Origin of the sequence: Phosphitispora sp. TUW77, assembly GCF_048453025.1 — a bacterium.
Classification (GTDB): domain Bacteria; phylum Bacillota; class Thermincolia; order Thermincolales; family UBA2595; genus Phosphitispora.
This window is the reverse complement of the sequence record NZ_CP156677.1, coordinates 237,057-254,836: the sequence shown is the minus strand read 5'-3', so window position 1 is coordinate 254,836 and position 17,780 is coordinate 237,057. Positions and strand designations below refer to the sequence as shown.

Here is a 17,780-nt window from a genome sequence, read left to right as displayed (position 1 = left end):
TGAGTTTATGAATAATCGAAGAGAATTTACTTACAAAGACGGATACAGCTATTTTAGCACAAGGCTACTTCCTATTCCCATCGTAATGTTTTTTCTAGTATTCATTTTTATTTGGAGTCAGTTTCCAAGAGATTTAGTTTTTGATGTAATGGCTGTCGCTAGTATTATACTTATTGTTATTGGAATATTGATATTTTTGAATATCTACCCAGAAATACGTACAGAAGATAATCACATTGAGTTGGTTTTTCCGTTCAAATCTTATAATATAAATTATGATAATATCCTCAAAATGGTCGAGCTTGAGAGACGGACTAGTCAAAAACTTTTAAGAGTAGATTTGACCAAGCTTTCGACTGTTAATAATTTGATAGGCTTGCTGTTTGGGTCTGGGGGCAAACCGTCATTTTTGGTTACAAGGAGTATTTCGGGGTATTCAGAACTGCTAAATATTCTAGAACAAAGGACAGGTCTTACAACAAATAAACAGCTTTATTGGTTTTAGAGCTAGTTTATAATGTTCCTCAAGAGAGTTTTATCTGCTCACTCTCTTGAGGTTTTTCTTTTCAAAGGCATAAAAATACCCGCCCGCCCCGTTTTGGGGGTGGCGGCGGGGAAGATTAGCACCAGGATATTTCCTGAATATGGCGGATTGTAGCGGTAAGAAACGCACCATGCACCATGTTTTGACCTGCCATGAGGTAAAGAAGCCAAGGAATTTAACCTACTTGTTGGATTACTTATTCAAGATACCCTTATCGTAAGGTGGCGGGGGCTAGACTTGGGATTTCTTGGTATCCCAGGGATTATAAGCCTTAGACTGTACCTCATACCGTAATCCATATTTCATATACATCTTACATTCTCATTCTCTATTTATCTATATCTTACTTATCTCATATTGGTATCTCTCATATTTCTCTTAACTTATCTTAACTTATCTCTATATCTATTGTCTTACTATGCTGTCTCAGCCTCTCCCCCCGCCGCCCCGCTTCGCACGGCGGCGGGTAGCCCTCTAACGGGGCATCCTGGTGAGGGCAGGACAACGTATGCGTTCCCCCGATATACGGGAGAACGCAATACGGAAATACTGATGAGTTTCAGGTATCCGCTGCCTACAAGACATCAAACGCACCCAGGTGTAGCTTTACTGCGTGGATGGATTCACCATCACTCTGTCAGGGTTCCCTGCCATACGGCACTACGACGGGATAATCTGGAGATTGGGTCGTTGAGCTTCTTACGCATAATCCCACCGAGGATTAGTCGGGCCAGTTATTTAACGTGTGCTACTGAAAAGCCACGGTGTAAGACAAATAATAATAACCAAGTTCAAAATACAACTCACCCCTTTCGGAAAGCTTGAAAAATATACTTCAACTTTTATATACGTAAAAAGTTCTTCTCAATTCAGTCCCGCACCAACTTTTTTTAAAAATATTTCAGTGGTATTACTATCAACCCCCGCCTGAATCCGCCGAAGGTCTAACTTCGGGGTATCGGGGGGGTTATTTGCTTTCTGGGATAATGATAATTTCATCAAAAAGGATAATGTTTCCCTGGAACCATCCCAATACGACGAAACAGTTGTAAGATGAATGCCTAAAAGCTTTAATCCCTACTGTTACGACTGTTCTTTGACAACAAAATATCAGCCCGCCTCCCTTGCCGGTACAGAAATTCAAATTATTGTTACGGGGGTGAACTTATGAAGGAAAAAGTCCTGGGATACGTGCGTGTATCTACACAGGGGCAAGTCAAGGATGGCTACAGTCTTGCCTATCAGGTAGAGGAGATTCAAAGCTACTGTACCCGCCATGGTCTTGAACTGGTCAATATATATCAGGATGCGGGCATAAGCGGGGCAAAGGTAGACATGGACGAACTGACTATCGACAGAGAAGGATTACAGGAAATGCTCTCTGACCTTGCGTGGCAAGAGGTTGAATATATTGTTGTTCTTAATACTTCCCGCCTCTGGAGAAGTGACATTGTAAAGGTACTGATACAAAGAGAACTCAAACGGTATAAAGTGGACGTAAAAGCCATAGAACAGCCTACATACAGCATCTATGCCCATGACCCTACCGATGTACTTGTAAATGGTATACTGGAGCTTCTAGACCAGTATCAGAGGCTAGAAATTGCTTTGAAACTAAGTAGAGGTAGACGGAAGAAGGCTCAACAGGGCGGGTATGCTGGCGGGAGGGTAGCATTTGGTTATGCCGCCCGCAAAGGGCAGAAGGTTCTACAGGTGGATGAAGAACAGGCTAACACCATTCGTTACCTGTTTGAACTGCGGGAACAGTATCCAGGATGGTCACTGTCTCAATATGCCGCAGAACTGAACAGGGCAGGGCACAAGACGGCACAAGGCAAACTATTTACCAAGGTTCAGGTAAAGAGGATATTAGACCGTGAAGCCTTGTACAGAGGGCATTATAGGTATGGTCTGATAGAAGCACAGGGACAGCACCAGTCAATTATTTAGTAATTCTACTGAATCAATGAGGTTTTACCTCGTATAAAAGATGTGAAAGGGATTTTATCCATTCAGAAGGGAATGTTTAAGCTTGCGTCCCCGTGCGGGTCTGGAAGCAGATTTACGCTCAACTCAGGTTGCTGACATTCTTTTCGAGGTTTTTATATTTACAAAACGAACTGGAGAGTGATGCTATGCGCCAAAAGCATGAGAAAGAAAGGCATATCTATGTAGGAGTGGACACGCATAAGAACCAGCATACGGCAGTCGTTATTAACTGCTGGAATGAGAAGTTAGGGGAGATTACTTTTGAGAACAAACCCGCCGCCTTCTCTCAGCTAATAGCAGAAGTTAAGAAGTATGCCAGGAGAAGTATAACCCCTATCTATGGTTTGGAAGATGTAAGTGGGTATGGGCGGGCATTGGCAACAGTCCTTATTGAGAAAAAGCAGATAGTAAAGGAGGTAAACTCAGCTTTATCGTATGCCGAACGCAAAAGCTATCCTACTCCATATAAGAGTGACAGTTGGGATGCACAATGCGTTGCTGAAGTACTTGTGAGGAAGTTTCTTGAACTTCCAGATGCCAATCCGCAAGACTTGTATTGGACGATAGCTCAATTAGTAACCAGGAGAAATGCCTTAGTAAAAACCAACTCAGCATTACTTAATCAGTTACACGTTCAATTGAGTTACCACTATCCTAGTTACAGGAAGTTCTTCTCTGAGATTGACGGTAAGACAGCATTAACATTTTGGGAGAGGTATCCCGCCCCTCACCATTTAAAGGATGTAACGGTAAATAAGCTAACATCCTTCCTGCTTGAAGCCAGCAATAACACCTGTTCTACTAAAAAGGCAGAGCACATATTATCTCTGGTGGAAGCTGACGGACATAATGAGAGGGAATATCAGGAATCAAGGGATTTACTAGTAAGAAGCCAGGTAAGGCAGTTGCGGGAGAACAAAGAGAAGATTATAGAGGTAGATACGGAATTGGCCAAACTGTTAAAACTCCTTGGTTATCAACTCGATTCAATGCCAGGAATTAATACTGTCATGGCGGCATCAATTATTGCTGAGATAGGAGATATAAAAAGGTTTGCCAGTTCTTCTAAGCTAGCCAGATTCTCAGGGATAGCACCTCTAAATTTCAGCTCAGCAGGCAAAGGCAAAGACGAAAAGAGTAAGAAGCAGGGCAACAGGGTACTGCATGGCATATTCTACTTCCTGGCAGTGCAACAGACACAGGTATCTAAGACCAAGAAGCAACCACGTAACCCTTATCTGTATCAGTACTATCACGGTAAGCTTGCGGAAGGTAAGACTAAGGGGCAGGCAATTGTAGCTCTAATGCGTAAGCTGGTTGACATTATCTACAGTATAATGAAGAACAAGACAGTGTACGTCATGCCGCTTCTTCCCGAAAAAGAGGCGGTGTGATAAAATGGTGGTGAGCACTGGAAAGTGTTGCCACCTTTTTTGTGAAAAACCAGTAGGAGGCTTCTATGGATATTTGTAAATGGTTGGCGTTGGTTTTACCAGCATTACAAGATAGGGTGAATAAAGATATGCAGGTAGTGCTTGAGGATTTTGCACGAAGAAACACTTTGTATAGTAGTAGTGCTTTCTTTCAAAGTGCATTTAAAGGTTCTGACATATTAAATGTTGAGTTAAAAAACTTGTTAGAGAAAACCTCAGCACTACGACTTTGGATAAGGGATTTGGAAAAGATTAAGTCAACATGCGTAGAGTTTATAGAAACAGAATACGATAGCATATGTGAGTGCTGCCAAAAGAAGACATCAGCAGTTGATGCCAGAGAGAATCCTGATTTTTTAGAGAAATACTTAAGGAATAAGAATGAGGCGTTGGCATTGTTAGACCTCTATGTTCAGGTTCAGAAGCAAACCATCAGAGACAGGAGAAAGGGTGTTTTCTGGGATGTTATAAAGATACTTATTGGTGGTCTCATAGGTGCCCTCGTCAGCAGATTTTTTAAATAACCGACCACGGTTTTTCGCCTCAGGGGACGGGTCAAACTACTACAACCAAAACTAATATTATAACAACTCCTACACCACCTAAAAGAATAAAAAGTATTGAACAGGCAGTCAATGAAGTTGATTTGTCAAATATACCAAGCGATATTTGGAAAGGTATGACGTGTGAGGGGGCACAGCCTTATAAAAATACTGCATATAGTATAGTAAACGCTCATGCTGGAGCAGTAGAGGGCTTAGTTTTAGATAAAATAATACCCTCGTCGGGAGACCCTGCTCTTGATAGCGCAATTGAACAGGTTGGTTACACTTCTTTAATTTCCCCTTCAACATGGATAGATGTTTATGATTTATATAATGATGTGAAAACACTTTTAAAGATTTTTAAATAGTATGAAAGTTTTTAGCAAAAAGGAGGCAGCTCGTTGAAAAATCTGATTGATGCAGTAAAGGCTATTATATTTATAATAGTTTCTTTCGCAACAATTGCAGCTTTTGTAAATGGGATAACCGGTTGGAGAGAAAAAAAAGAGTTGAAAAAACTATATATAATTACATCAGTTATTTGGTTTGCTTTTATTGGATTTATGCATTTAATTTCATATCTTTAAGCAGTATCAAATATGCCTCAAGGGAAGTATATATACTCTCTTGAGGTTCTTCCTTTAAAGGGCATAAAAATCCTCCCTCCCTGTTTTGGGAGTACATATTTCATAGCATTCAGCAGGCCTACAAGAGCACTTTTTATAAGTTCAAGAATTCATCTGACCAAACTGAACAGGTTTTTCCTGGCTGCAGCGGAAAGGGTTATCAGTGCCACAGAATCGAATATCACCAGGTTTGAGTATGATAAGGCCGGTAATACCACTAAGGTTATTAAAGGGCTAAATTCGTGGCAGGATAATGATTTCACCACATATTCATATGAGTATGATTCCTTAAACAGGCTCATACTGTCGGCAGATGCGGAAAACCGGAAAACACAGTATAAATATGACAATAATGGCAACCTGGTAAAACTTATTGACCGGAATAAGGTTGAAACTGCCTATACTTATGATGGCTTAAACAGGCTGATACAAAAACAAAACAGTAAGGACGGAAAGAAAACCGCTGTTAATATTACTATTGATAAGCTGGGCCAAACCAGGAAGATGACTGATGCCTCGGGAACGACTGTTTTTGAGTATGATGATTTGGGACGCCTTACTTCCATAAACTATGGGAATGGTATCAGGCAGGACTATGCTTATGACAGGGCCGGCCGGGTTTCTGCACTTAAGGTGCTTCAGGGCAGCCTGACACAGATTAACCTTAATTATGAGTATGACAATGTGGGCAGGCTAACTGCGGTCAATGATAATGGCAAGAGATTCCGCTATAAGTACAATGATATCGGCCAGTTAACGGAAGAGCTCAATGGGGTCACGGGAATCAAGTCAACTTACCAGTATTACCCGTCAGGTAATGTCAGGAACCTGCGTCACTGGGATGGCAGCAGCATTATCAGCAGTTATGAGTATAAGTATGATAAGCGCGGCAATCAAATCCAGAAGGATGAAGGAAACGGGACCACCAAGTACTATTATGACCCCCTGTCCCGGATTAAGACTGCCCTGCTCCCTGATGATAAAATTCAGAACTATGAATATGACGACCTGGACAATATCAAGCAGGTTACTGAGATAACCGGCAATAAAATTGAGGAAACATCATACCTCTATGATAATAACAGCCGCCTGCTGCTCCAGGAAACAACAAAAGGCGGTGAAACCGTTCAGCACAGGTTTACTTATGATGCTGTGGGGAACCAGTTAACTAAGGAAGATGTATTTAAAATTAACGGTAATACCATGGCAACTAAGTCGTTTAGCTATGACTATAATGGCTTTAACCAGCTGCAGCGGGTCCAAACCCCGGATAACAACTTTGTTGAATATACCTATAACGGAAACGGTCTGCGCACTAAGAAGGATTTTGGGGATTTGGTGACAAACTATTACTATAATGCGGATAATATTATCCTGGAGACCGACCGGGACAATGCTGTTACAGCGGCAAATATCCGCGGCCTGAAGCTGATTTATCGTGAAAACAGCTCCGGCCAGGTTGATGCACAGATGCTGTTCTACCTGCACAATGCACATGGGGATGTCACGCAACTGCTGGATGAAACAGGCCAACTGATTAAGGATTACCGGTACGACCCCTTTGGGCAGGAAGAAACCACTCCCCTGCCCGCATTCGGCGGGAAGCAGACAACAGAACTGTGGCGCCAGGAAGTGGAGAAGATTGACAACCCCTTCCGCTATTGCGGGGAGTATCTGGATGAGGAGACAGGGAATTATTACCTGCGGGCCCGGTATTATGACCCGAGTATACAGAGGTTCACCCAGAAGGATAGTTATGGCGTAGAGCGTGGCGCTGCTTGGCTGGATCATTTGTATGGATATTGTGGGAATAATCCGGTGAGGTTTATTGATCCGAGCGGGCATATTCGTGTTGCTGGCTATTACACAATTAACGGTGTTTACGATTGGTATGACGATCCTGACGCTTCTGAGTTTGGCAAAGATTCTGACACATACAAGATACTCGGTGATTTAGGAAATCGCTGGACTGCAACAGATGAACAGTCCCAGAAAGATAATTATCATCAAATAGCAGAGGATGCCCGGAGCCTTGCCCGTGCAGAAACGCCATATCTGTATGGGCAAGATATAGTGATGGATACACTGCATACAAATGCGCAGACAGGTATAGATTATATGGATTCACTTCTTAATAATTACTGGTTTTTAGCTAATGGTGGAGATCCATTGTTAACTTCGTATAGCTGGTTTGTTTCAATGACATGCAATGACTGGGATTATAAATGGGATCCCTATTGGCAAGTTGGCCATAATGCAGATGACTATGGAACATTTAATGGTGTTGATATGAATAAAAAACAATCTGATGGTGGATATGCAAAGAACTGGACAGCTTGGATTTATTTTGATGGTATGCTTATGGGAGCTGATAAATTTGGCAATTTAAATCTAGGCTACGTTGGTGCTAAGATGGGATTTTTTGATATAATGCTACTCAACCCCGCAACCACTGGAGCAGGTGATGGATTTTGGGTGGAATATGGCATAAATATGGCAAAGCAAGGACGATGAAAATGAAAAGTGTATTTGGCAAGTAAATAATGTAGCATTCCGGAAGTTAAGAAGTGTAACACCCCGGTTTACATATTTAACAATTAATGGATGAATGGGTTAACCGGTAACTTGGTCCGCCAAACACCAGCAGGTGGCTGTGATGAACCAGCCGGTCAATAATGGCGCTGGTCATCTTCTCATCATAGAAAATCCCGTTCCAGTTGCTGAATTCCAGGTTGGTAGTAATAATAACGCTGCGTTTTTCATAGCATTCCGATATTACCTGAAACAGCAGTTGGGCCCCGCCCTTTTCAAAGGGCACATAGCCCCATTCATCGCAGATTAGCAGGTCGCATTTCTGAATTTGCCGCATGTATTTGTTCAAACTTCCGGATTTTTTGGCTTCAGATAATTGGTTAACCAATGCTGCTGTACGGAAGAATCTAACTGATTTACCCTGATTGCAGGATTCCACGCCCAGTGCTGTAGCCAGATGGGTTTTACCTGTGCCTACTGGCCCATAAAGGATGAGATTCTGTTTGTTCTGTATAAAATCAGTACTGGTAAGCTCATTCAGAGCGATGGATTTGGGAATTTCGATATGCTCAAAGCTGTAATCCTGAAATGTTTTCATCACATCAAAGCCGGCTGCTTTAAGGAGCCTCCTTTTTCGGGTGATTTCACGGTTGGCAAATTCCATTTCCAGAAGTCGCAGCAGAAATTCCTGATTGGATGCAACTTCGATTTCTTTGTAGTCTTTGTAGAAAGTACGGCCAATCTTAAGTTTTTTGCAGTATTCAGTAATCATTGCTTCCAGGGCTGTTCACCTCCTTTAAGCAGGAGATCATAGGCTCGGAAGTTAGTGCTATATTTTTGAACTTCCGGAAGTTTAAATGCAGTGTTTTGGAAGTTATCTTCCGGAAGATATGTATTCAGGCGGTTGTGGATAGCCAGCAAACTGTCTGAATTAATGGTTTCTCTCCGGCAGGATTCGGCAAATGCCGCTTCAGCAGCAGCCATATCAGCAGTCTGAAGCATGGTTAGCAGGATTTTAAGAGAGTTTCTCTTCTCGGTGTAATCACATTTATCAAAGTAGTCCTGGATAGTTGACGGCAGTTGCTTAAAGAAACCTGTGTATTTGAGTGCTGCTGGCCTTCTGACCATCAGCTTCAGGTATGGCCCCCAAATCATCGATTCGTTTTGCTGGCCATACAGCCTGGGGTGCTGCACAACCGTCCGGTATTCCTGATTCATAACTTCGACATCGTAGGCCCCGACTTTAAGCCACAGGTTTTTGCCTGCATATTCAGGTGAGGATGAGTAAAGCTTGTTTTCATATCGCACTTTGCCATATTTATCTACTTTGACAGGTTCAAGTCGGTATACTTCAAAGGGAACTTCCGGAAGTTTATCCATGGCAGCCTTGTCTTCGGCAAATAGGGCACAGATTAAATGCGGCTTTTGGTAGTGCTTACGGTTCATATCCGCATCACACTTTTCCAGCAGTATTTTGTTGAACTTCTTTAAATCATCGAATTCGGGAATGGGGACCAGGAAGTTTCTCCGGTGATAGCCGACCTTGCCTTCCACATGACCCTTTTCATGGCCGCTGTCAGGATTACAGAAATTGCTCTGGAAGCCATAGTGGAGCATAAACCGGGCAAAGCCTTTGGTGATATCCCGTTCACCGTTTTTGCGAATTTTGCTGACGGTTGTGGATGCATTATCTAACCAGGCATGGGTTGGCACTTTGCCAATGTGTTCAAAGATGGTTTTCAGGCCTTCCAATAGGCATTCCTGATTCTCAGACTTGAATAACTGAAGGTAACCACCGTTGCTGTAAGGGAATGACAGGTTAAGATAATGCCCGTCGTACAGAACTCCTTTTTCGATGAACTGAGCAGCGCCAAAATCTATCTGAGCTTCACCCGGCGGATGTTCCAGCGGCAAATGGCCTTCCTGCGTCAGGCCAATTCCCTTTTTGCGTTTAGACACATATGCTCTTACAGACCGGTCTGAAATATCGAAGTCCGGGAACTGTTCCTTCAGACGGTCGAACACCCTTTGGGCGGTGTGCCTTTGCTTGGGCTTTGCATGCAGGTCAGCTTCCAGCCATGAATCTATTAAATCTATATACGGCGCCAGTTTGCGTACCCTTAGCTTACCCGGATTATGTTCGAGATTAAAGTTTTCTTTTTCAACATACTTCTTAACGGTATTGAAATGGTGACCTGTTTCACGGGCAATCCCTCTTAGGGTTTTCCCTTTAAATTTGAACAGGTATTTGATATTATGGACTTGTTCCATTGTCAGCATCCTTTCTATACCCCCTTTAAGCTTCGCAACTCAAAGGGTAAAGTATTTCCGGGGTGTTGGCAATGGATTTTCCATTTTTCTGCTACTTTTTTCTACTTCCGGAGTGCTACACTTTCATTTTGCCATAAACAGAAAAGACAGTACTTAATTGCAATGATTTATTTTATCGTTATTATCTTACTATTTCTATTCAATCGATTTAGATGGGATATAGTTAGAAAAACAAGTTATATGGTGGGTACTGTGACATCAATTGCATTGGTCTGTGTATTTGTTGGAATTACTGTTTTTGCTTTTATCTATGCAATAACAGGAATAACAAATAAGTATTGGCAATCATTTTTGCCTTTGCTAATGTCATTACTTACTTGTTTTTATGAGCTGTATTTCGTCTTTACACCTTTCAATTTACGCCTAGATTATAAGCTTCATCTGGAATCTCGAGAGCAAGTAATCGAGCTGGAGAATAACGAAGAAATAGCACAGTTTCAAATCAATGAAAAGCGATATATGCCACCACAACGAATGGCAAGTTTTGATGGCACTGTAACGGTACAAGTAGACGATAGTGGAAAACATTTTGTTTTCAATTCATTTAAAGGTTTTGGGAAAAGTGCTACTATTGTTTATAGCTCTAACGAAGGAGAAAGTGATTACAGCTTCATTAGTAACAATGTGTTAAGTGTCATCGAACTCGATGATCACTGGGTTGCAGTAGTATTCAAATAGAGAACAGGGAGGCCGTAGGCCTCCCTGTTCTCTATTATCAGTACTTATGTCCCCTCTATAATACTCCCCTTTGTCAAGACACAGAAAAAATTTTGTGTTATGTCCTTTTCAGTGTTAGTATAAAACCCTTGGGGCTCTGCCCCAGACTGTGTCAAAACCTGCCTTAGTCCCTAAAGTGGGGGAAACAATCAAGGTGTATTTCGAAAAAAAACAAAAAGTGGGTGTTAATCCCTGACGATAGCCTCCATTAATTTCTTTGTTCCCATTGATATTAGCTCGCTTCATATTTAAGGTTAAAAAGGTAAGCGAAAATTCACCCCTCAGTTCGTAAGCCTTTTAGTAAGGCAGTAGTCGGAGGATAATATCCTTTTAAGTATCCAGACGGATGCTCAACAATAGCCTTTCGCCTTTTTATGCATTGGGACAACAGCAGCATTGTCAGCAGCTATGAGTATAAGTATGATAAGCGCGGCAATCAAATCCAGAAGGATGAAGGAAACGGGACCACCAAGTATTATTATGACCCCCTGTCCTGGATTAAGACCGCCCTGCTCCCTGATGATAAAATTCAGAACTATGAATATGACGACCTGGACAATATTAAGCAGGTTACTGAGATAACCGGCAATAAAATCGAAGAAACATCATACCTCTATGATAATAACAGCCGCCTCCTGCTCCAGGAAACAAAAAAAGGCGGTGAAACCGTTCAGCACAGGTTTACTTATGATGCTGTGGGGAACCAGTTAACTAAGGAAGATGTATTTAAAATTAACGGTAATACCATGGCAACTAAGGCGTTTAGCTATGACTACAATGGCTTTAACCAACTGCAGCGGGTCCACACCCCGGATAACAGCTTTGTTGAATATACCTATAATGGAAACGGGCTGCGCACTAAGAAGGATTTTGGGGATTCGGCAACAAACTATTACTACAATGCAGGCAATATTATCCTGGAGACAGACCGGGACAATACTGTTACAGCAGCAAATATCCGCGGCCTGAAGCTGATTTATCGTGAAAACAGCCCCGGCCATGTTGATGCACAGATGCTGTTTTACCTGCATAATGCACATGGGGATGTCACGCAACTGCTGGATGAAAAAGGCCAACTGATTAAGGATTACCGTTATGACCCCTTTGGGCAGGAAGAAACCACTCCCCTGCCCGCATTCGGCGGGAAGCAGACAACGGAGCTGTGACGCCAGGAAATAGAGAAGCTTGACAATCCCTTCCGCTATTGCGGGGAGTACCTGGATGAGGAGACGGGCAATTATTACCTGCGGGCGCGGTATAATGACCCGAGTATACAAAGGTTCACACAGGAGGATAGTTATGGCGTAGAAAAAGGCGCTGCTTGGCTGGAGCATTTGTATAGTTATGCAGCGAATAATCCGGTGAGGTTTATTGATCCGAGCGGGCATGAAGCAGTAACAGATGCAACTGAGTTTGGAAAAGATTCAGTTACATATAACGCTCTTGTTGCATTAGGAGATAAATGGAGAAAGACGACGAATGAGTTCTTAAAAGGGTTTTATCATGCACAAGCAGAAGCTTTGCGAGCTGCTGCAAGAGCAGAAATAGCTGCTCAAAGAGCAGTATGGAGTAGTACGGCGAAGACATTCGACGCTATTGGATGGGATTTAACAGGGGATTTATTGTCGAGGTCATTGTCAAATAATCCTCAGACTGCGGTCTACAGTTCTAGTTCGGCAGTATCACAAAAAATAATTAAGGATTCAGAGTTTATTACATATATTAAAAATGCTATTAATAAAACAAATGGAAATAGCTTCGAATTGACTGGAACATCGAGTTTTGAAAAGAATGGAGACCTAATGTTTTCTATTCACAGATACAACATAAATGTTACTGGAACAAAAAATAGTGATGGGACGTGGCAAATAACCGGAAATATTACTGATGTATTTAATTTCACGGAGTTTAAGAATCCATATGCACAGAAAAGTATGAAAGCAGTAATCGGATGGGCAGGTAATGATGCAGCTGTAATTTCGGAAAAATTGGGAGCAATAAGACCAGTACCTGTAAAAATAAACTTTAACTTCAATTGTATTATTAAGTGATTTTGGAAAATAGGAGGAACGATATGTGAATAAAAACTATATATGCTTAATAATTCTGATTTTTATAGTTACGATTTTTGCACTTACGAGATGTGACATGCAAAAAGAAAAGTACCCTTCTGGCAAAGATACTGTTGAAAGTTTTGAAGGTGGTATATACCAAATAATGCGAAACCCTGATAGAAGTCTTAGTTTTACCAATCTTGACATATCAACTGATATTGAAAAAAAGATTAAAGACTACAAAAAAACAAATAACCAATTATTCATTAAAGGTTCGATTGGGTATACAGTATTTAATTTAAAAACATATACAATCAAACAATATGTGACTTTTGAAGGGTATACAGACTCGGAAATACAACAATATAGGCAATTTTTCGAGCCAGATATAAAGAAACTTTCAACATGTTCTAGATTGGAAAAATATGAAGATTTTTCCAAAGAGGAAAGAAGAATATTTGAGACTCTTAAATCGAGTGGGGGGATACCTAGGTTATGATGAAATCATAAGTGAGCTAGCAAATACTTTGTTTCTGTTAATACTAGTTCCAGGATACTATGTGATTAATAAAAATTTGGAATTAAAAAATAAAAACGATGGGACTAATAGTAATTCTGACGAAAAATCCAAACTAAGCTGAACAGATTCACATAACGCTTCACAGGGTAAACAACAAAAAAACTACACTTTAGGCCAACGGAAAACCAAAACCCATTGGCCTTTTTCCCCTTAGGCACAAAAAAAGCTGCCCGCCTCCTTTTTGAAATGCAGCAGGGGTTATACCGTATGCCACCTCCCGGACGGTTATGAAACCAAACAGTATTATACGAACCGTAATTTCCTGGCTGCGGCGGAAAGGGTTATCAGTGCCACAGAATCGAATATCACCAGATTTGAGTATGATAAGGCCGGTAATACCACTAAGGTTATTAAGGGGCTGAATTCGTGGCAGGATAAGGATTTCACCACATATTCATATGAGTATGATTCCTTAAGTGCCGGGCGCACCCACGGACGGCGTAGTGCCATAGCACCTGGATGGCGCGTTTGACGGTGTAACCCGGCACTTGTCCATAAGGGTAAAGCTAGTTGGGCTAGATGAAGCCACATATTGAAGGTGAAATTTGCCCAAACAATATGACAGCATCTGGTAAATTGTATATGTTTAAGCGTAAGAGGTTATGTGTTATAATTAACCAAAGGGTTAAAAATATGGGGGGATAATAAATGTTGAACCTTAATCAAATAAAATCTGCAATTGCTGAAATAGTTGCTTCATATCCAGTGAAAACGGTTTCTCTGTTTGGTTCCTATGCAGAGGATGCAGCTACGGAAAACAGCGATGTTGATATTTTGGTTGAATTTTTAACTCCAAGCGTTTCTTTATTCACTCTAATCGATTTCAAAAATGCAATTGAGGAAAAATTACATAAAGACGTTGATGTCATTCATGCTCCACTTGATGAAAATGCTTTGATTAATCCAACAAAGGTAATAAAAATTTATGAACAATAGGGAAAAGCAGGTGATAAAAAAGATATTATCCGAAATAGAAGTAATTGAGCAATTAATTACTGGGATAGATGTTACTGATTTCATTGCTGATGAAAGAACGAAACGTGCGGTATGCATGACACTAATCAACATCGGCGAACTTGTTAAGAACCTTTCGGACGACTTCAAGGCCGCATCTACTTCCGTTCCATGGAAAAGTATTGCTGGAATAAGGGATGTTACCGCCCATAAGTATCAAACTCTAAAAATGGGTGATGTATGGCTTACGGTGAAGAATGATATGCCTGTTCTTAAAGCGCAACTGGAAGGCATTGTTTAGTGGATTATTAGGGAGTGTACATAATTTTGTGTAAATGGAATTTTCTAAAATGTTGTCCATTCTCTAACCGGCAAATTCCATTTTTTTGCTGCCTGGTCGGTAGCCAGGTAAATTATCTTCTTCAAGGCATCATCTGTGGGATATGCCGTTTTAGTCTTTGTTACCTTCCGTAATTGTCGGTGGTAACCTTCGATCACATTAGTTGTATATATAATTCTCCGGTTCTCATACGGGTATTTGAAATAGGCAGTTAATTCAAGCCAGTTATTCTCCCAGGACCGGATGATGATGGGATGTTTCTTGCCCCACTTCTCTTTGAAATCGTCAAAAGCCATCTCCGGATTCTTCAAAGGTTAAAGCCTGCTAAACTCATTTACACAAAACTAAAACATCCTCTAATTAAAACAAGAGAGGCACTATCCCGTTCAAGATAATGCCTCTCATATTGCTTTTTCCGTATCAGTTTGCGAGCATGGTTCAACAAGCTTACTGATAAACCCTGCCTCTAACGTACCCGCTTTTTTTCTGCCCTCATTTTCTTGGCAACTCTCATAAACAGATTATACATCTCAAGCCTGTTATTAATGTCTTTTAGGGTCTGGCTATTGTTCATAATTCATCCTCCCGGAAACTGTTATTGTATTTAAAGTATATCCACCGGTTCGGATGCCTAAACATTATCTTATAATCATAATCTCCCTGCCGCATATACGGCAATTCTGTCCTTCCAGACCGATTTCTACAGCCCTGTAACCCCGCCGGTCAATAAGCAATGTCCCACACTCCGGACAATATGTACTGGCTGCCTCTGAGCCGGGAACATTACCGAGGTAAACATAGTTCAGTTTCTTAAGCGCTTCATTTCTGGCCTCCTCCAGCACATATAAAGGTGTTGGAGGCAATTCCATTTTATAATTGGGAAAATATCGTGAGAGATGCAGGGGAATATCTTTGTTAATTCCGGCAAGCCATTCGGCCAATTGGCTGATTTCCTCTTTTGAGTCATTTAAACCATTCACCAGCAGAGTGGTAACCTCAACATGACAATAGGCGCTGGCAATCTCGACAGTCTGCAGGACCGGGGGCAGTTCCCCCATACACGTTTCATTGTAATAACTATCAGAAAAACCCTTGACATCAATATTCAAAGCATCAATAAAGGGTAAAATTTCCTTCAGTGGTTCCGGATTGATAAAACCATTTGTCACCAGCACATTCTTGAGGCCGCTGGCCCTAACCAGTTTTGCAGCATCATAAACATATTCATACCACATTAAAGGCTCGGAATATGTATAGGCAATTCCTATAGAATTGTGACCGTCATGTTCCTCAGCAGCAGCCGCTGCTGTAGCGGTGGCAAGCTGTTCCGGTGAAATAGTAACTGTATCCGGGTCACCGTGGGCGATACTCCAGTTCTGGCAAAAGCCACAGCGCAAGTTGCAACCAAACGTACCCACAGAGAAAATGTCCGATCCAGGATAGAAATGATACAGTGGTTTCTTTTCTATAGGGTCAATGCCATATGACGTAACCTGACCGTAATTAACAGCATATAACACTCCTCCGTTATTATGCCTGACCCGGCAAAAACCCTTTTTCCCTTCAGTAATAACACACTTCTGAGGGCATAGCAGGCACCGTATCTTGTCATTGCCTATGTTTTCCCATAACATAGCCTGTTTCATATTGACCTCCTAATAATACCTGACAACTTCGAAACGCTGCAATTGTACCGGTTCACCCGGTCCAATTCCTGCTTTTTGCTTGGCTATGGCAACCTGTTCCTCCACTGTATCAACACTTTCAAGGTTTGGCAGCAGGAGGCCGGACTTTCTGCCACTGCGAACTATAACCCCATATCTTTTGACATCAAGTTGGCTCATGTTTTCAATAGTCTCGGCTGGTTTTAAAATGTCCACTGAATATACCAAATCAGAAAGCTCATCCGGTTCAACCGGGTCAAATCTGGGGTCTCCGGTCCCAGCGGCAATAGCATTATTTACAATTTCAAAACCTATGCTGTCCGTAACCGGCTCTATTGTCCCGATACATCCCCTGAGTCGGCCATGCTTCTTAAGTGAAACAAAAACCCCGGCCTTTTCTTCCAGTAAAAGACTATTCCCCATATCAGGCTTTATTTTCTTTCCCTCCATGACATATCGTTCCAGAGAATTTCTGGCAAGAGTAACCAATTCACTTTCTCCTGCCCGCTGTGCTTCTATTTTCTTTGCCCGCTCATCAAATAAGCTCTCTAAGAGACTATCAGCATTCCCCCCCAGAGGCTTTAATACCGCAACCATGTAACCGACACCAAACGGTCCTTCATATGACAGCACCTCGGTATCCGTATCTTCACCGTCCGCAGCTCCAAGCATCATAATAATTGAACGCCACCCGCATTCAGCGGCAGCCTCAACTAATCCTGTATCGATATTGAGTATACCCCTAAAATCCTTCTTTGCGAGTAGGTCTACAATTGTCCGGTCAAAAACAGCCCCTTTTTCGGAATACCCTTCTGGAGCTTCCAATGACAAGCGATGACTCAAATCACCGCTGGCAATAAGAGCAGCTTTTTTCCCAATCCTGTTACATGCATCTTTTATAGCAGTCCCAAAAGCATATAATTCCTCAACAGGCAGCATACTCATTGATATTGAAACAACAGGGAGTTTAATTCCAACTCTATCAAGAAAATACATGGGTACAAGCACACCATGATCAAGGGTCGTTGTAATTCCATAATTACTTGCCATAACATCATCTATGGCAAGTGTGACAATTCCTTTTTTCCCGGCCTGCTGCACTATTTCATTTACCAGAGCCAGATCATTAGAATATTCAAAACTCAGAGCGGCCCTAAACTTCTTTAAATCACCCGCCAGGATATCACTTCCGTTTATGGCCACTCCATCACTAAAAACAAAGCCATGAGGCGAAATTATTATAACTGCCTCAGCACCGCTTTCAGTTATCTGCCGGGCAAATTTCTGCATGGCTTGAAACGTCCGGTCAACTTTTCTGGAGTCTGCTCCCCCTACCTCCGAAAGCAATATGGGAGGATGAGGCGCCACACCATAAAAAACTATATTACTCAACAGTAACCCCCCTTTTTATCTTATAGCCTGCACTTTCATTATTGTCTAATGGATAAAATCTATACTAATCTAAATTAAA

Annotated in this window: 18 protein-coding genes and 2 pseudogenes; 15 read left to right on the top strand and 5 right to left on the bottom strand. The window is 41.7% G+C overall.

From position 1 onward, the window contains the following. Window positions 1–7 precede the first annotated feature (7 nt). The 7 genes from ABFY19_RS01335 to ABFY19_RS01305 all read left to right on the top strand — a co-directional run bounded on the left by ABFY19_RS01335 (window position 8) and on the right by ABFY19_RS01305 (window position 7,651). On the top strand, window positions 8–505 hold the full coding sequence (locus ABFY19_RS01335) for a hypothetical protein (protein ID WP_418791473.1): 498 nt from the start codon (window positions 8–10) through the stop codon (window positions 503–505). A 1,206-nt stretch (window positions 506–1,711) separates the two neighbouring features. After that, complete coding sequence (locus ABFY19_RS01330) at window positions 1,712–2,494, top strand: recombinase family protein (protein ID WP_418791472.1); 783 nt, start codon at window positions 1,712–1,714, stop codon at window positions 2,492–2,494. A gap of 185 nt (window positions 2,495–2,679) precedes the next feature. Then, window positions 2,680–3,927: an IS110 family transposase gene (locus ABFY19_RS01325; protein WP_418791471.1), complete on the top strand. Its 1,248-nt coding sequence runs from the start codon at window positions 2,680–2,682 to the stop codon at window positions 3,925–3,927. Between the two features lie 65 nt (window positions 3,928–3,992). Next, complete coding sequence (locus ABFY19_RS01320; RefSeq protein WP_418791470.1) at window positions 3,993–4,490, top strand: hypothetical protein; 498 nt, start codon at window positions 3,993–3,995, stop codon at window positions 4,488–4,490. Window positions 4,491–4,612: 122 nt separating this feature from the next. Beyond that, entirely contained in the window at window positions 4,613–4,879 is a 267-nt protein-coding gene (locus tag ABFY19_RS01315) for a hypothetical protein (protein ID WP_418791469.1), read from the top strand. A 33-nt stretch (window positions 4,880–4,912) separates the two neighbouring features. After that, window positions 4,913–5,098, top strand: a complete 186-nt coding sequence (locus ABFY19_RS01310) for a hypothetical protein (protein WP_418791468.1) — start codon at window positions 4,913–4,915, stop codon at window positions 5,096–5,098. Window positions 5,099–5,110: 12 nt separating this feature from the next. Beyond that, window positions 5,111–7,651 (top strand): RHS repeat domain-containing protein, encoded by a 2,541-nt coding sequence (locus ABFY19_RS01305; RefSeq protein WP_418791467.1) that lies wholly within the window; start codon window positions 5,111–5,113, stop codon window positions 7,649–7,651. 76 nt (window positions 7,652–7,727) lie between these two features. On the opposite strand, the gene istB is transcribed toward ABFY19_RS01305, so the two are convergent. Together istB and istA are read right to left on the bottom strand one after the other, a co-directional pair. Beyond that, window positions 7,728–8,441 (bottom strand): IS21-like element helper ATPase IstB, encoded by a 714-nt coding sequence (gene istB / locus ABFY19_RS01300; RefSeq protein ID WP_418790355.1) that lies wholly within the window; start codon window positions 8,439–8,441, stop codon window positions 7,728–7,730. Further along, complete coding sequence (istA, locus tag ABFY19_RS01295) at window positions 8,438–9,949, bottom strand: IS21 family transposase (RefSeq protein ID WP_418790354.1); 1,512 nt, start codon at window positions 9,947–9,949, stop codon at window positions 8,438–8,440. The genes istB and istA overlap by 4 nt, the downstream gene beginning before the upstream one ends. Window positions 9,950–10,192: 243 nt before the next feature. Between istA and ABFY19_RS01290 the strand changes: the two genes are divergently transcribed. The 8 genes and pseudogenes from ABFY19_RS01290 to ABFY19_RS01255 all read left to right on the top strand — a co-directional run bounded on the left by ABFY19_RS01290 (window position 10,193) and on the right by ABFY19_RS01255 (window position 14,606). Further along, window positions 10,193–10,678, top strand: a complete 486-nt coding sequence (locus tag ABFY19_RS01290) for a hypothetical protein (protein ID WP_418791466.1) — start codon at window positions 10,193–10,195, stop codon at window positions 10,676–10,678. A 413-nt stretch (window positions 10,679–11,091) separates the two neighbouring features. After that, window positions 11,092–11,883, top strand: coding sequence for an RHS repeat domain-containing protein (locus ABFY19_RS01285; protein WP_418791465.1), 792 nt, complete (start codon window positions 11,092–11,094; stop codon window positions 11,881–11,883). Between the two features lie 9 nt (window positions 11,884–11,892). Then, window positions 11,893–12,045 (top strand): annotated as a pseudogene (locus tag ABFY19_RS01280) (RHS repeat-associated core domain-containing protein); the annotation flags it as partial. 6 nt (window positions 12,046–12,051) lie between these two features. Continuing rightward, entirely contained in the window at window positions 12,052–12,768 is a 717-nt protein-coding gene (locus tag ABFY19_RS01275) for a hypothetical protein (RefSeq protein WP_418791464.1), read from the top strand. Between the two features lie 25 nt (window positions 12,769–12,793). Continuing rightward, a complete protein-coding gene (locus tag ABFY19_RS01270; RefSeq protein ID WP_418791463.1) occupies window positions 12,794–13,270 on the top strand; it encodes a hypothetical protein in 477 nt (158 codons plus the stop codon). Window positions 13,271–13,532: 262 nt separating this feature from the next. Further along, window positions 13,533–13,823: a hypothetical protein gene (locus ABFY19_RS01265; RefSeq protein WP_418791462.1), complete on the top strand. Its 291-nt coding sequence runs from the start codon at window positions 13,533–13,535 to the stop codon at window positions 13,821–13,823. Window positions 13,824–13,999: 176 nt separating this feature from the next. After that, window positions 14,000–14,287: a nucleotidyltransferase family protein gene (locus tag ABFY19_RS01260; RefSeq protein ID WP_418791461.1), complete on the top strand. Its 288-nt coding sequence runs from the start codon at window positions 14,000–14,002 to the stop codon at window positions 14,285–14,287. A 10-nt stretch (window positions 14,288–14,297) separates the two neighbouring features. Continuing rightward, the gene (locus ABFY19_RS01255; RefSeq protein ID WP_418791460.1) at window positions 14,298–14,606 is read left to right on the top strand and encodes a DUF86 domain-containing protein; all 309 of its coding nucleotides are present in this window, start codon (window positions 14,298–14,300) and stop codon (window positions 14,604–14,606) included. Window positions 14,607–14,650: 44 nt separating this feature from the next. On the opposite strand, the pseudogene ABFY19_RS01250 reads toward ABFY19_RS01255, so the two are convergent. The 3 genes and pseudogenes from ABFY19_RS01250 to amrA form a co-directional block, all read right to left on the bottom strand. Further along, a pseudogene (locus ABFY19_RS01250) lies at window positions 14,651–14,969 on the bottom strand (transposase); the annotation flags it as partial. Between the two features lie 314 nt (window positions 14,970–15,283). After that, the gene (amrS, locus tag ABFY19_RS01245) at window positions 15,284–16,291 is read right to left on the bottom strand and encodes an AmmeMemoRadiSam system radical SAM enzyme (RefSeq protein ID WP_418791459.1); all 1,008 of its coding nucleotides are present in this window, start codon (window positions 16,289–16,291) and stop codon (window positions 15,284–15,286) included. Window positions 16,292–16,300: 9 nt separating this feature from the next. Then, complete coding sequence (gene amrA, locus ABFY19_RS01240) at window positions 16,301–17,701, bottom strand: AmmeMemoRadiSam system protein A (protein ID WP_418791458.1); 1,401 nt, start codon at window positions 17,699–17,701, stop codon at window positions 16,301–16,303. Window positions 17,702–17,780 lie beyond the last annotated feature (79 nt).

Coding starts and splice junctions, on each gene's coding strand:
- ABFY19_RS01260 (WP_418791461.1), top strand. CDS start 14,000: ATGTTGAACCTTAATCAAATAAAATCTGCAATTGCTGAAATAGTTGCT.
- istB (WP_418790355.1), bottom strand. CDS start 8,441: ATGATTACTGAATACTGCAAAAAACTTAAGATTGGCCGTACTTTCTAC.
- ABFY19_RS01330 (WP_418791472.1), top strand. CDS start 1,712: ATGAAGGAAAAAGTCCTGGGATACGTGCGTGTATCTACACAGGGGCAA.
- ABFY19_RS01285 (WP_418791465.1), top strand. CDS start 11,092: ATGCATTGGGACAACAGCAGCATTGTCAGCAGCTATGAGTATAAGTAT.
- istA (WP_418790354.1), bottom strand. CDS start 9,949: ATGCTGACAATGGAACAAGTCCATAATATCAAATACCTGTTCAAATTT.
- amrS (WP_418791459.1), bottom strand. CDS start 16,291: ATGAAACAGGCTATGTTATGGGAAAACATAGGCAATGACAAGATACGG.
- ABFY19_RS01335 (WP_418791473.1), top strand. CDS start 8: ATGAATAATCGAAGAGAATTTACTTACAAAGACGGATACAGCTATTTT.
- ABFY19_RS01320 (WP_418791470.1), top strand. CDS start 3,993: ATGGATATTTGTAAATGGTTGGCGTTGGTTTTACCAGCATTACAAGAT.
- ABFY19_RS01325 (WP_418791471.1), top strand. CDS start 2,680: ATGCGCCAAAAGCATGAGAAAGAAAGGCATATCTATGTAGGAGTGGAC.
- ABFY19_RS01305 (WP_418791467.1), top strand. CDS start 5,111: ATGCCTCAAGGGAAGTATATATACTCTCTTGAGGTTCTTCCTTTAAAG.